Here is a 15,200-nt window from a genome sequence, read left to right as displayed (position 1 = left end):
ATTGTCTTATAATATAGAGTTTTTTTACTTCCTAGCAGCTAACGTATGCAGCTATTCCATAAATGGTGCCATTCACGTGAAGTGTTCTCACATCATGACAAAAGCCAAAGCCGCAAGCGGTCTTTGGCTTTTCACTTAACTGTGTTAACTCTTATTTATCGTCTTTTACTTCTTCGAATTCAGCATCTACAACACCGTCATCTTTTTTACCTGCACCAGTGTCTGCTCCTGCTTCGCCACCTTGAGCTGCTTGAGCAGCTGCTGCTGCTTGTTCGTAAACTTTCATTACTAATGGTTGTAATACGCCTTCTAATTTTTCTTTCGCTGCTTTAATGCCTTCTAATTCACCAGCTTCAAGTGCTTTTTTCAATTCATCACGAGCATCTTCAACTGATTTTTTCTCGTCTTCTGTAATTTGCTCACCTAAGTCAGCAATTGTTTTATCCACTTGGAATACTAATTGATCAGCTTCATTGCGTAGGTCTGCTTCTTCTTTACGTTTAGCATCTGCCTCAGCATTCGCCTCTGCGTCTTTTACCATACGCTCAATTTCTTCGTCTGATAATCCGGAATCAGATTGGATTACAATTGTTTGCTCTTTGTTTGTACCAAGGTCTTTCGCTTTTACAGATACGATACCGTTTTTATCAATATCGAATGTTACTTCGATTTGAGGTACACCACGTGGTGCTGGTGGAATGTCTGCTAATTGGAAGCGACCTAATGTTTTATTGTCAGCTGCCATTGAACGCTCACCTTGTAGAACATGGATATCTACTGCTGGTTGGTTATCTGCTGCTGTAGAGAATACTTGTGATTTTGATGTAGGGATTGTTGTGTTACGATCAATTAACTTCGTGAACACACCACCCATTGTTTCAATACCAAGTGAAAGTGGTGTTACGTCAAGTAATACTACGTCTTTTACATCACCTGTTAGTACGCCACCTTGTACTGCAGCACCCATTGCAACAACTTCGTCTGGGTTAACACCACGGTGAGGTTCTTTACCAGTTTCTTTACGTACTGCTTCTTGTACTGCTGGAATACGTGTTGAACCACCAACTAAAATAACTTGGTCGATTTCTGAAGTTGAAAGACCTGCATCAGATAATGCTTGGCGCACTGGTCCTACTGTACGGTTTACTAATGGTAATGTAATTTCATCGAATTTTGCACGAGTTAAAGAGATTTCTAAGTGTAAAGGTCCTGCTTCACCCGCTGTAATGAACGGTAAAGAGATTTGCGTTGATGTTACACCAGATAAATCTTTTTTCGCTTTTTCAGCTGCGTCTTTAAGACGTTGCATAGCCATTTTATCTTTTGATAAATCAATACCATTTTCTTTTTTGAATTCTGCTACTAGATATTCGATAATTGCATCATCGAAATCATCTCCACCTAGCTTGTTATCACCAGCAGTTGCTAGTACTTCAAAGACACCGTCACCTAATTCAAGGATTGATACGTCAAATGTACCACCACCAAGGTCAAATACTAATACTTTTTGATCTTGATCTTGTTTGTCTAATCCATAAGCTAGTGCAGCAGCAGTTGGTTCGTTAATGATACGCTCTACTTCAAGACCTGCGATTTTACCAGCATCTTTAGTCGCTTGGCGTTGTGCATCGTTAAAGTAAGCAGGAACTGTAATAACAGCTTTTGTTACTTTTTCTCCTAAGTAGTCTTCTGCGTAGCCTTTTAAGTATTGAAGAATCATAGCAGATACTTCTTGTGGTGTATAATCTTTATCTTCCACTGTTACTTTTTCAGCTGTACCCATTTTTGATTTAATAGAAATGATTGTATTAGGGTTTGTAACTGATTGACGTTTCGCTACTTCACCAACTTGACGTTCACCATTTTTAAAGGCAACAACAGATGGTGTAGTACGGTTTCCTTCTGGGTTTGGAATTACTTTTGGTTCTCCACCTTCAAGTACAGAAACGCAAGAGTTTGTTGTTCCTAAGTCAATACCAATAATTTTGCTCATTAAAATTTCCTCCTATTATTTCAACGCAAGGGATGCGTTTTTAACTGATTTTAATTGACTAAATAGTACAAGGACTATTCGTTCACAGATACCATTGTAGGGCGTAACACACGATCCTTTAAGATATACCCTTTTTGCAGCTCGCGTAAGACAACACCCGTCTCTTTTTCACTATCTTGTTCTTGCATAACAGCTTGGTGTACATTTGGATCAAATGGTTCACCTTCTGCTTTAATAACTTGCAGACCTTCTTTTTCTGTTGCTTCAATTAAAGAGCGATACACCATTTCAATCCCTTTAATAATAGATGCAGCTTCTTCCGAAGTTGTCTCAACTTGTAAGGCACGCTCAAAATTATCAAGAACTGGCAATAAATCAGATAGTAAGTTTTGTGCGCGGTATTTTTCAGCAGCCTCACGGTCTAACTGATTACGACGACGCATATTATCGAAGTCAGCGCGTAAGCGTAGGTGACGGTTTTCCTCGTCATCAAGCTTGGCTTGTAGTTCAGCCAGCTTTGCCTCATACTGTTCTTCAATTGATAATTCAACTTCTTCTTGAACTTCTGCTTGTGCTACTTCCTCTTCTGTCGTTTCAGCTTGTACATCTTCTTGTACTAAATCTTTGTTTTCAGTTGTTTCTGTCACTTGAATCCTCCTCATTATCATTCACTACGATTCTTCGTAAAGGCCTGTGTTAAATCCAAGCGCATTACGTCTAATAAAGCCACGACACGCTTATAATCCATGCGTGTTGGGCCAATAATAGCAATGGCTCCCTGTTGATCATCACCAATGGAATAAGTAGTAGTAATGACACTGCAATTTTCCATTTCTAATTGTTTATTTTCTGAGCCTATCCGAATATGAATACCTGATTCGTTCGGATGAAAAAGTGACTGCACTTGGCTAGTCGTCTCCATTAAGTCCAAAATCATACGGACTTTGTTTAAATCATGGAATTCTGGTTGGTTAAACATATTCGTTTTACCACCATAGAAAATTTTACTTTCTGGATTTTGCATAGTGGCTGTCACGAGTGCGCGAATAAAATCATCCGCTGATCGAACATGCTGCTGTAGCACAGCCAGCACTTCAGCCTCAAGTCTTTTATGGAGATCTTCTAATGATACACCGATTAAGCGCTCATTTAAGATATTCACCATTTTCTCTAAATCCGAAGCGGTAAAGTCAGGCGGTAAGTTGAACATGCGATTTTCTACATGCCCATTGTTCGTCACGATAATTGCTACTGCAGTATCGCTCGAAAGAGGCACAATTGAAAATCGTTTGACACGATGCCTTTGAACATCAGGTCCTAAAAGTATGGAAGTATATGATGTCAGCTCCGATAAAATATTGGCTGACTTTCGGATAATATGCTCTACTTCTACTAATCGATCATTGAAAATTGATTGGATTTGTTGTATGTCCTTCGAATTAATACCTTGTGGACTCAACAAATGATCTACATAAAATCTGTAACCCTTTTCCGAAGGCACTCGACCAGAGGAAGTATGAGTTTTTTCTAGAAAGCCTAATTCCTCTAAATCCGCCATTTCATTTCGAATAGTGGCTGGACTAAATGTAATCCCTTGTTTTTTGGAGATTTGGCGAGAACCTACCGGCTGTGCAGACACAATAAAGTCGTCTACAATGACTTGCAATATCTGTAACTGCCGATTTGTTAGCATGATTATCACCTCTGTTAGCACTCGACTAAGAGGAGTGCTAATACTATTATTAAATTATCAAATCCCACATTTTATGTCAACGATATCGCTCAATCTTCTAGCAAAAATTGTTGAAATACTTCATTCCCTACGAAACGTCCTTTGCGCGTAAGACGAATTCCCCTCTCATCATGTTCCAAAAGCCCTTCTGATTCTAGCTTTTCGATGACTTGCTCATACTGTGCATTCATCGGCTCATTAAATTTCTCTTCATATATAGAGTGCATAACGCCCTCTGTTTTTCGCAGTCCTAAAAACATTTGTTCTTCTCTCTTCTCCGCTTGTGTTACCTCATGCTCATGTACAATTGGTAGCTCTTCTGCAAAAACAGCATCCATATACTTTTTCAATGGACCATGATTAGAATAGCGTATACCCGCTAGGTACCCATGAGCACCTGCCCCAAAACCGGCATACTCATCATTATCCCAATATATTTTATTATGTTCTGAATGAAAACCGGGTTTTGCAAAATTACTAATTTCGTATTGTTGAAGTCCGTGTAAAGACATTTCTTGCATTAGCACATCATACATATCCGCTTCAAGATCCTCAGTCGGTAAATGCAATTTGCCTTTAGCATATTGATTATAGAAAATGGTTTTTGGCTCTACAATAAGGGAATAGGCAGAGAAGTGCGGTAAATCTAGCGCAAAAGCTTTTTCTAATGAATCCAGCCATTGAGCCATCGTTTGCCCAGGTAACCCATACATTAAATCAATGCTAATATTGTGAAAGCCATGCTGTTTTGCCAAAGCGATTGTTTCGTAGACATGTTCATTACTATGTGTGCGTCCAATCTTCTGTAACAGTCCTTGGTCAAATGATTGCACACCCATACTCAGGCGATTAACACCACCATCAAACAATACTTGCAATTTTGCTGCAGACAGTTCATCAGGATTGGCCTCTGATGTAAATTCTTTCACACTACTCATTGGAATATACGCATGAATATACGTTAGTAGTTTGTCCAATTGTTCTGGAGATAAAGCAGTTGGTGTCCCTCCACCGAGAAAAATCGTTTCGATGTTACGAAAATGCTCAGGATATTTTTTTGTTACTAGGGCCATCTCTTTCCCTAGTGCTTCTATATATTCATCCACTGGTTGATTTTTAAAATAAAATTTATTGAAATCACAGTAATTACAGATTTGATGACAGAAAGGAATATGAATGTAAACACCTCGCGCCATAGCCATCCCTTCTTTCTCGTTAAGTCTTTTCCATTTCTACATTATAACGAATCAATAGCAGGAACGCTATGAAACCATCTAGAGAGCTTGCAATTCAACACTCTTAAGATGATGTATATTTGATTGGTCTCCACAAAAACGAACTGCACTTCAAATGTTAGTTAGACTCTAACAATCGAAAGTGCAGTTTTTTCATGTATAACAAACAATTCCCACTATAATACCTAAGAGCACCAGTATGTAGGGTTGCATTTTCCAACGAATTAAACACCATATAAAGACCGCGACTATACAAATATCTAACCCGTTTACAATGGTTTGCGTAACAATTGGATGGATAAATGCAGCAGCTAAAATGCCTACGACTGCAGCATTTGCCCCTGCCATCGCCCCTTTGAGCCGTGCAATACGACTTAAACTAATCCAAAATGGAAGAGTCCCAATGACTAGTAAAAAAGCAGGTAGAAAAATCGCTAAAGTAGCAATGATTGCTCCTGGAATACCAGCAATGACCATACCTATATACGCTGCAAACGTAAATAAGGGTCCTGGAACTGCCTGTGTCATACCATAGCCAGCTAAAAAATCGGACGTAGTAATTTGGCCGCTTTGTACAAACTGTGCTTCCAGTAAAGGTAAAACAACATGACCACCACCAAATACTAAGGCCCCAGCAGTATAAAATTTCTCAATCATAGCGATCCATTCATGATTCCAAATGGCACTTATGAATGGTAGACCGATCAGTAACAGTAAAAAAAGTGCTAATAACACCATGCCAGTTATTTTAGAAATTGGTATATGAACCATTTTGGATGAATGGTCCTCATGGTCTTTTTTAATATATTGAAAACCTATACAGGCAGCTACTACTATCGAGGTAATTTGTGCAAATGGATGCAACCATGTCAACACAATTACAAGTGCCAACAAGGCAATCAACCAATGCAATGTGGTAGAAAGTATTTTTTTGCTCATATCAAAAATAGCCTGCGCCACAATCGCCACTGCCACTAACTTCAAACCATGTATCCAATCCATTTTCAGTTCTGTCAAAATGGACAGATAAGCAAATACCATGAGTATTAATACTGAGGGTAATGTAAAACCAACAAATGATAGAAGGCTCCCTAATAGCCCACCTCTTATTAAACCGATCCCCATCCCCACCTGACTGGATGCGGGACCAGGTAAAAATTGACTTAATATGACAAGTTGACTATAGTCATGCGCAGACAGCCATTTCCTTTTTTGCACATATTCCTGTTGAAAATAGCCTAAATGAGCTGTTGGCCCTCCAAACGAGGTACAGCCTAATTTTAAAGAAACCCAAAATATCTCCCATAGCGTTCGCAAACTCTCAACTACTTTCCCTGTCTTTTCTTTCATTTTACATGGAAAACAGATCCTTTCATTTTAAAAGTTTGTAAATTTTACTTACAGGCTAATCTTCCTTTATTTTAATGGCAGAACCAACTTTTTGACCTTCTTTATCGACTGGGATTAATTGATAATTCCCCTCTGTTAAATAGAGAGCATCCACACGGCTCCCCCACTTTGTACGCTCTTTATTTAATGGATAGGGTGTTTCAAAGCGCCACGATTGCCCTGCTTTTGATTGGATTTTAAAGTATAAAGTGTCATTTATTATACTCTTTTCAGACTGAAAATAAATTGTGGTCGAAATAGGTGTTGAAACGACTCTGTCAATCGTTATTTCCTGTTGATCGACATGCTCGATTTTTTTTCCTATAGAAAAGACTTGCCGATCTTCTTGTAATTGTTCCTGAGATGCCTCTATTTGAAATTCCCACGGCTTGTCAATTGGTGTTTCTACATTCCAATCTTTATACCGAATAACTAATTCTAATTGTTCATCAGACGGAAAATCATCCATTTTAATGCTATTGTATATTGTATAAACGTGTGCAGATTTTGCTATGGACTGTCCACCATTACGAACCATATAATCTTGACCATTGACAAGTATTTGCGGGAAGAAGAATACTTGATGATCAGGCGCAAACTCTTTTACAGGCTCGAAGGTTGCATTTAACAAAATTTGATTATCATCAATAATCACTTCATTTAACGTTAAACGACCTAAGCTATTGGTAGCTGTCTTACCTACTTCTGTTTTGTAGGCTTCAAAGTCAACATCTTTATCCCAACATAAATACAGCACAAACCCACTAACCATCATCAATAAAAGAAATACAACTATACTCCTACTCCATTTTTTTCGTCCTCGATTTTCCTTATCCAAATCAACAACTCGAAGTATATCATCGGACAACATGTACACCTCATTTTTTTATAATCGTTATGTTTCATTGTAGTTTGTCTCGATGCATTATATAACCTTGATTTACCGGAAGGATGGATAAATTCATATGTAAAAGGAATTATTACATTCCTTTATTTGAATGACGGACTTTATTGGCTTCCTGCATTAAATAGTCCACAAAGACATCATCTCTTACTAGCCATGCTTGGTAATTCCGTTTCAAAAACCACTCTGCTTCATTAAAACTTGAAAAAATTTGCTCTAAGGGTGTTCGATTTTTTTCTATTACCCAGTCTATTTCATTATTTGTATATAGTAGAAACACTTCATCTTCAAGGTTTTTATAAAATGTTCCAAATGATGTTCCTTTGATGTTATAGCGATTTCTTTTTGCATCCTCTGGAATAGGCTCTATATGAAATGTTTCTAACACAAACTGTTTATAGGCTTCCACTGTTAAAGAGCAACCGGCAGCCTTTTGATGCCCACCACCACCATATTGGGCTGCGATGGAGGATACATCAATATGGTCATGAATCGTCCGAAATGAGATTTTTTTACTTCCCATATTCATCATGGCAATATAATCAAGATGAACATTTTCTTTTCCTAATTCATTGCCAAGCTCAGAATGGTACGATTCCGCATAGACAATGCCAGCATAAAATTCGCCCAAATTTGTTTGGACAAGCTCTCGTTTCTTACGTCGAATATAACGCTCTATTTTTTCTTCTTCCATACTTAAAATTTTCTTTTCGAATTCATCAAAATCAAAGTGATTATTTGTTTTTAAACGATCAAGCATTTTCTCTTCAAACTCTTCAATAGACACTAAAAAAAAGAGGGCATTTAACCGTTGTGCTTGAAAATTCCCATTCTTTTCCCATTCCCAAGTATCGTACTGCCTTACTAACTCTACAAACTCTGAAATGGCCTCTGTTTTTTCTAATAGTCCATGGGTCACAAGGTATTGATAAAATAATGAAGTAGCTGATGTTAAGCCTTGCTCATCTTCAATTAAAACCTTTCCCCATTCATATTGATTTAAATGAAGAGCTGTTTTATGATGGTCCAGCAATTGCACATTACCAGTGGCTTGGTAATAATCCTGAATCCTTTTTTCATTTTTTTCATTTGGAGAAAGATCGGTAATAAACAAAAACGTTTTCTGTTGGTCATTCTCCAAAAAGAACTCTATTTCACGGTCAAGTGCCGTAATGGAATTGTAGCGTATCTTCACTTTATCATTAAACGCAAGCTTCGCTAAAATTCCACAACCTACTCCATCTAAATCGTTATGTGATAATAGTTTATACATCTCCTCACCTCAAACGTAGTATGCTTAATTTTTTGGTATTCAAACAAAAGAAGATGAAACTTCGTTGTGATCGCATTTGAGATGACATACATTTAAACAATAACCGTCATGATGAAAGAAAGGAGTTTGTCAATGAAACGGAGACTAACTTATACCGGAATGGGGATTTTATTCATCATTGCTTTAACATTTGCTGCCTATAAATTAATGAATGCTCGTGATTATCAATTGTTTGGTAATATTACCTCACATGTTATAACAGAGGAAAAGGTTGTTGCCTTAACCTTTGATGATGGACCTACTAAAAATACTAGTGCCATTCTCGCGTTACTTGACAGTTACCAAGTAAAAGCCACATTTTTTCTAATTGGGGATGACATTGAGGAAAATCCAGAAGAGGCTAAAAAAATTGTGGAAGCTGGACATCAAATTGGCAATCATACGTATTCACACAAGCGTATGGTATTAAAAAGCCCTTCCTTTATTAAAAATGAAATAGAAAAAAACGATGCGCTTATTGCTAGTATTGGTTACCAAAAAACACCTGTCGTAAGACCACCGTATGGTAAAAAATTATTTGGATTGCCTTACTACTTAAATAAACATCAACGCAAGACGATTACTTGGAACTTAGAACCCGATACATTTTTTACAAACGCAGAAGACAAAATTAACTATGTAACTGAAAATATTCAACCAGGATCTATCATTTTAATGCACCCGATGTATGATCCTACTGACAATGAATTGCAGGCAATAGAAGGAATGTTGCAAGCTCTTAGTAATGATGGATATACATTTGTTACAGTAGATGAACTTCTACAATTTCAGCAATAAACATACAGTTACCTCGGGTCTGTACTACTCTCCGTGCAGACTCAAGTTAGTTAGAAAGTATCACCTTTTCAATCTTTATATATAACATCAACATTATAAATTATATAACTTCACACCTCCCCTTTAATCAACATTTTGTACACCTTCATCAGCTATTATCTCTACACAGAACAACAATGTATTTTATACCAACGAAAGTAAGACTTTTCAGAAATGTTAATAAATATTTTTTCAGTAAAATATAATAACCAACTCTGCTAAAATATGCTATTATACCATTAGTATAAGGTCCTATTTTTATTAAGTTAAAAATAGAGGAAATATGAACTAAAAAAGGATGATGATGATGCACAATATCCAACAATTATTCCAGAGCGAAGATGGAAATATTCAACAAAGAGAGAATTTTTTATCCCTATTAGAGAAAATTGTTTCCTCATTAGATGAATTAAAGAATCCTAATAAAACTACACTTGGTCCAATGAAAGAACGCTCTGCTAATTTTTACCAAGAAATAATGCAGGACCATCAAGTACCAACAACAGGTGTTGGGCTCGATCAAGTAGTAGATGAATTAACACAATTAATGCAAGGACATCCCTATCATACACGTAACTTTGTTACCAATGTTTTACCGATGGCAAGTATCCCAGGTGTATTAGGCCAGTTTACAAATGCCCTATTGAACGGCAATAACTTATGGGATGTTTACGGTCCAGCTGCTGCTGAGTGTGAAGTAAAAGTAGTATCGATGATGTCAAAATTAGTAGGCTATGATTATACAAAGAGCTTTGGCTATACTACATGGGGCGGTCAAGGTGCGGTATTCAGCGGATTACGTCTTGCTATTGCAAAACAATTCCCACATGCAAAGGAAGACGGTGTACCAAATAACTTATATTGCTTTGCTTCAGAAAATGCCCATTATAGCCTATTAAAATCTGTAGAAGCAGTAGGCATCGGTAGTAAACATTTAGTACGTGTAAAAGCAGGCAAAGATCATGCTATGGATGTGGAAGACCTACGTGCTCGTATGACAGAAGTTATCGAAAATGGCGGTATTCCTGTCTATGTAGTAGCAACTACAGGTGCAACAGATCAATTTGGGATTGATGATGTACAAGCCATCAAAGAAGTCACAACAACGCTTGAGAAGAAATATAATTTACAGCCAGTACATATTCATGCGGATTCAGCGTTAGGTGGATTTTATGCTTTTTTCAATGATTATGATTTCAAGAATAACCCACTACAATTTGAAGAGGAAGTATTACAAGGTTTATCACAAATCCATAAACGTATGCAGCATTTAGCTATTGCAGATAGCCTGTGCTTCGACTTCCAAAAGCTTGGACAAACACCTTATTTAACAAGCTTATTCTTAGTTAAAGATGGTAAAAGCTTGCAATTATTAGATATTGAGGACTTCGATACGCCATATGTCGGGAATCGTGGTTATGGCTCTTATCATACTGGCTATACATTAGAATGTTCTCGTATGGGTAGCTCTATTGCTATTTTCGCTGCATTACAGGCGTTCGGTAAAGAAGGCTATCAACAATTACTAGCTAATTATGTACGAGTGAATTTAGCTTTCCGTGCTCAATTAGCTGAGAAAACACCAATGTTACAAGTGGTAAATGAAACGAATATCGGTCCTGTAACAGCTTTCCGTTTGTATCCAGACGGGTTGAATTGGCAAGCTGAACAAGCTGGTCATTATACACAAGATCAGATTGAACATATTAATGGTATCAACGCTTCATTCTTTGAAATTATTGGAGAAGGACGAGACGAAGTATTCTTTGGTGACACGACACGAGTTTGTACCGTTCATACTAGTGATACAACACAACATGTTCCAGTTGCAGCGGCGAAATTCTTCTCTATTTCACCTTATACAGAAACAGCTCATATTCCAGATATGATTCATTTCTTACAGCAAAAGCTTAACGTACTGGAGGCGTCTCACATTGCGTATCGTCACTAAATTTAAGAGCTCTTTACTCTATAAATATATAGCCAGTTTCACTATTCCAATAGCGATTATCTCTTTGCTATTTAGTGTTGTATTATTTGTAGCTTCTTATCGGATTATCGACAATTTTGTGATTAAACAATTCGAATCTACTTTAGAGATTACATCCAATACGATTTTTGAAGATATTGAGAAAAATGACGTCAAAGCAGCGGATAACGGTAGTCCTGACAAATATAAAAAAGTATTGGATCAATTGAACACAGTAGTTAAAAAGTATGATATTGAAAATGCCTATGTGCTTTCTAAAGCCAATGGTAAGGAGCATATTGTCGCTTTAAGTAATACCGATAATCATCAACAAGACTATGTGTTTAGTGAAGAAATGCATGAAGCCTTAAACTCTGGAACTAGTCAAACGAGTGAATTATACGAGGATGAATATGGAATCCATAAATCTATTTTTATCCCATTTAAAGATACTGATATTATTTTCGGTTTAGATATGGATGCCTCTTTCATCTCTGAACTTCAAACGGAAACACTATGGATTTGTATTGTTCTTACCGTTATATTTATTATTTTTGGGGTGATCGTTGCTTACTTTATTAGTGTAGGTATTACGAAGCCAATCAAAAAAATGACTCGCTATGTCGGTCAAGTTGCACAAGGGGATTTAGCTGTCGAACCTCTGCAAATAAAAGGTTCCAATGAAATTGCCCAGCTGTCTTCAGGGATAGAAAATATGACGGAAGATTTACGCTCATTGATTCATCAAATAGCTCAGAATGCTGAACAAGTGGCCGCCATGTCAGAAGAATTAACAGCAAGCTCTGAACAGACAAGTGCATCCATTCAGCAAATTACATCTTCTATGCAAGAGGTAGCAGTGGGCTCAGAAAAGCAAACTTCTTCGATTGAAGAAGTAGAAAGTCATATTACTACTATCTCAAGCAAAATGAAAGAGGTTGTAAAAAGCGTCACTGATGTTACAGAAAAAGCATTTCACACTTCAGCAATCTCTGAAAAAGGAAATATGACGATTCAGGATGCTACAGAAAAAATGGCCGTTACATCTCAAGCCATTCAAGAGTCTGCAACTGTCGTAGAACGATTAAGCACATATACAAATGAAATCGGGGATATTGTAACATTGATTACCCAGATTACAGATCAAACAAACTTATTAGCTTTAAATGCATCGATTGAGGCAGCTCGTGCCGGTGAGCATGGTAAAGGCTTTGCCGTAGTGGCTGAGGAGGTACGTAAGCTAGCAGATCAATCTTTAGATGCAACAAACAGTATTCGTACACGTATCGAAACCATTAAAGAAGAGACCTCACAAGCAGTAAATTCAATGGCTATCAGCAGTAGTAATCTTGCTGAAAGCTCAGCTACATTTGATGCATCAGGAGAAGCATTCGCAGATATCAATAGTCAAATCACTGCATTGACGCAGGAAATGGATCATGTGAATACTATTATGTCCAACATCAATGAAGGCGTTAGCAGTATAGCTATTTCTGTAGAGCAAGTGGGCGTAGTAGCTATGCAAGCCTCAGGTAATATTCAAAACGTAGCGGCTGCCTCTGAAGAGCAATCAGCAAGTATTGAAGAAATAACCGCTTCTTCAAATAACTTAGCTGAAATGGCGCAACAGCTTCGTAATATTATTCAAAAATTCAAGTTATAAAATGAACAGATCCGCTATCCTTAATTATGGAATAGCGGATTTTTCCATCCATAAAAAAACTTCTACCGTAGTGGTAGAAGTTTAGGCAATAATACTCTTCACAACTTTAGAAATAACAGCTCCTTCTGCTTGGCCTGTAAGCAATGGTTTAGCAATTTTCATAGCCTCGCCCATGTTCATTCCTTTTCCAATACCAGCTGCCACTAATTTCTCAGCAATTTCTTCTTCTGTCAATTGCTTTGGTAAGAAAGATTTTAATAGAGTCAATTTGGCTTCTTCTTTTTCAATCAGGTCAGCTCTCCCAGCTGTTTGTGCGCCCTCTAAAGCTTGGTTGGTTTGCTTGACCTCACGATTAATAATGGCCATTTCTTCTTCAGCAGTTAATACCTCTCCCTTTTCCTTTTCAGCTGAATCTAATGCTGATTTTAAAAGAGATAGTACACCTTTCGCTAAAGTATCTTTCTCTTTCATTGCCGTTTTTAATTGTTCAAATACTTCCGTTTTTAACAATGATCTCACTCCTTCTAGCCATCTATATCAGAGAAGATTATATCATAAAACATCCTCAAGAATGACAATCATTGCCTCCATCAGTAAAATAAGCATCCTTGATAATGTAACTTCCCTTCTACTCATTGATGGAGTGGATTTCTTTCATTCTCGAGCGGGGTTGCTCTTCCTTTGAGCAGGTTCCTCCCATTTTCGAGCGGCTTTTCCCTTCCTTTGAGCGGGTTCCTCCCATTTTCGAGCGGCTTTTCCCTTCCTTTGAGCGGGTTCCTCCCATTTTCGAGCGGCTGGTCCCTTCCTTTGAGCGGTTTACCTCCCATTTCGAGCGGGGTTGCTCTTCCTTTGAGCGGGTTCCTCCATTTTCGAGCGGCTTTTCCCTTCCTTTGAGCAGGTTCCTCCCATTTTCGAGCGGCTTTTCCCTTCCTTTGAGCGGTTTACCTCCCATTTCGAGCGGCTGGTCCCTTCCTTTGAGCGGGTTCCTCCCATTTTTCGAGGGGGTACCCCTCTGTGGAGATACCTTCCATTTTCAAGAGTAAAACATACACATTTGTAGCTCAAACCAAGGCCGCTACAAATGTGTTCGTTTGTTATTGATCGTTCGTCAAAAAAACTTTTCCTTTATTAGACGATTGAACAGCATCTATTGCCTTATGAATATCTAGTAATGGAAAATGGGTTTGCACCTTCATCATTTTTAACGAACCATTATGTACAAGATGAATGAGCTGTTGCATTGTTTGCTGCCATTTTTCTGTTGACGTTTGTCGCTGCCAATTTCTTAAATGAAACATCATAGCCTGTACTTTTGCTTGCTTCACAATGTTTGTCCAATTCACTTGTATGCCTGATAAAAGACCAATGGCTAGAAATTTTCCACTGGGCTTTACGCAGAAAGCAAGTTGATTGCCTGCTTCCCCTCCAATAGAATCAATTGCTGCATCGGCTCCTCTTCCCTTGGTTAATGCCATAACTGTTTCATATAAAGGCATTTGAGAAGTATCTATGACAAAGCTTGCTCCAAGCTGCTGTAATTCCTCAGTATGCCGTTGACTCCGTGTCACTGCGATAAGCTGAAAACCTAATAGTTTCGCAAATTGAGCATACATATGCCCGATAGCAGAGCCACATGCATTCACTAACAAAACATCATTTTGCCGTAATTTGAGAACTTCTGTACAGGTCACCAAAGCTGTTAATGGATTAATATACATTTGTGCTGCAGTAAAATCATCCATTACCGCAGGGAGAGCTACAGCAAATTCAGCATTGGTTTTCACCACTTCCTGCCAAGTTCCCTCTCCCCTGAGAGGCAATACTCTCTGTCCAATAAGCTTCGGACTAGCGAGCGGCCCAACCTCTTCTACAATCCCTACACCCTCATAGCCTGGGACTGTTGGTAAAGTGATTCTATGGGCATATTTCCCCCATATCGGTATTAAATCAGAAGGATTGATAGGTCTCGCTCGCATACGAACTAGGATTTCTTGACCTTGTGGAGGTAGGATCGTTTTATTTTCTATCCTTAACACCTCTTGAGGATTTCCAAATTCATAAATTTTAAGGCATTTTGCTTTCAACAACTCTAGCTCCTTTATTAAATATTTGACAACATTCTACGGAACAGCTACTTCTATAAAAATGTATACGACTCTATTGAAT

Annotated in this window: 12 protein-coding genes; 3 read left to right on the top strand and 9 right to left on the bottom strand. The window is 37.9% G+C overall.

The window, feature by feature from the left end; all coding sequences use genetic code 11:
* Positions 1-151: 151 nt before the first annotated feature.
* The 7 genes from dnaK to ABC382_RS23480 all read right to left on the bottom strand — a co-directional run bounded on the left by dnaK (position 152) and on the right by ABC382_RS23480 (position 8,526).
* Positions 152-1,993 carry a molecular chaperone DnaK gene (gene dnaK, locus ABC382_RS23510; RefSeq protein WP_274793818.1) on the bottom strand — a complete coding sequence of 614 codons (1,842 nt, stop codon included), beginning with the start codon at positions 1,991-1,993 and terminating at the stop codon, positions 152-154.
* Positions 1,994-2,067: 74 nt separating this feature from the next.
* Positions 2,068-2,640: a nucleotide exchange factor GrpE gene (gene grpE, locus ABC382_RS23505; protein WP_274793819.1), complete on the bottom strand. Its 573-nt coding sequence runs from the start codon at positions 2,638-2,640 to the stop codon at positions 2,068-2,070.
* Between the two features lie 17 nt (positions 2,641-2,657).
* Complete coding sequence (gene hrcA / locus ABC382_RS23500; RefSeq protein ID WP_274793820.1) at positions 2,658-3,686, bottom strand: heat-inducible transcriptional repressor HrcA; 1,029 nt, start codon at positions 3,684-3,686, stop codon at positions 2,658-2,660.
* 89 nt (positions 3,687-3,775) lie between these two features.
* Positions 3,776-4,921, bottom strand: a complete 1,146-nt coding sequence (gene hemW / locus ABC382_RS23495; RefSeq protein WP_322611594.1) for a radical SAM family heme chaperone HemW — start codon at positions 4,919-4,921, stop codon at positions 3,776-3,778.
* A 192-nt stretch (positions 4,922-5,113) separates the two neighbouring features.
* A complete protein-coding gene (chrA, locus tag ABC382_RS23490) occupies positions 5,114-6,310 on the bottom strand; it encodes a chromate efflux transporter (RefSeq protein ID WP_322611595.1) in 1,197 nt (398 codons plus the stop codon).
* 55 nt (positions 6,311-6,365) lie between these two features.
* Positions 6,366-7,220 (bottom strand): DUF4179 domain-containing protein, encoded by an 855-nt coding sequence (locus ABC382_RS23485; RefSeq protein WP_274793823.1) that lies wholly within the window; start codon positions 7,218-7,220, stop codon positions 6,366-6,368.
* A gap of 109 nt (positions 7,221-7,329) precedes the next feature.
* Positions 7,330-8,526, bottom strand: coding sequence for a DHH family phosphoesterase (locus tag ABC382_RS23480; RefSeq protein ID WP_274793824.1), 1,197 nt, complete (start codon positions 8,524-8,526; stop codon positions 7,330-7,332).
* Positions 8,527-8,658: 132 nt separating this feature from the next.
* Between ABC382_RS23480 and ABC382_RS23475 the strand changes: the two genes are divergently transcribed.
* The 3 genes from ABC382_RS23475 (at position 8,659) to ABC382_RS23465 (ending at position 13,034) form a co-directional block, all read left to right on the top strand.
* The gene (locus ABC382_RS23475; protein ID WP_322611596.1) at positions 8,659-9,363 is read left to right on the top strand and encodes a polysaccharide deacetylase family protein; all 705 of its coding nucleotides are present in this window, start codon (positions 8,659-8,661) and stop codon (positions 9,361-9,363) included.
* Positions 9,364-9,709: 346 nt separating this feature from the next.
* Positions 9,710-11,353: a pyridoxal phosphate-dependent decarboxylase family protein gene (locus tag ABC382_RS23470; RefSeq protein WP_274793826.1), complete on the top strand. Its 1,644-nt coding sequence runs from the start codon at positions 9,710-9,712 to the stop codon at positions 11,351-11,353.
* Positions 11,337-13,034, top strand: a complete 1,698-nt coding sequence (locus ABC382_RS23465; RefSeq protein ID WP_322611597.1) for a methyl-accepting chemotaxis protein — start codon at positions 11,337-11,339, stop codon at positions 13,032-13,034. The genes ABC382_RS23470 and ABC382_RS23465 overlap by 17 nt, the downstream gene beginning before the upstream one ends.
* A gap of 81 nt (positions 13,035-13,115) precedes the next feature.
* Here ABC382_RS23465 and ABC382_RS23460 read toward each other — a convergent pair whose 3' ends face one another.
* Together ABC382_RS23460 and ABC382_RS23455 are read right to left on the bottom strand one after the other, a co-directional pair.
* Complete coding sequence (locus tag ABC382_RS23460; protein WP_274793828.1) at positions 13,116-13,544, bottom strand: GatB/YqeY domain-containing protein; 429 nt, start codon at positions 13,542-13,544, stop codon at positions 13,116-13,118.
* A 584-nt stretch (positions 13,545-14,128) separates the two neighbouring features.
* Positions 14,129-15,118 carry a zinc-dependent alcohol dehydrogenase family protein gene (locus ABC382_RS23455; RefSeq protein WP_322611598.1) on the bottom strand — a complete coding sequence of 330 codons (990 nt, stop codon included), beginning with the start codon at positions 15,116-15,118 and terminating at the stop codon, positions 14,129-14,131.
* Positions 15,119-15,200 lie beyond the last annotated feature (82 nt).

Origin of the sequence: Lysinibacillus phoenicis, assembly GCF_047238325.1 — a bacterium.
GTDB lineage: Bacteria > Bacillota > Bacilli > Bacillales_A > Planococcaceae > Lysinibacillus > Lysinibacillus irui.
The sequence above is the reverse complement of the archived record's forward strand: the minus strand, read 5'-3'. Positions and strand labels throughout refer to the sequence as shown.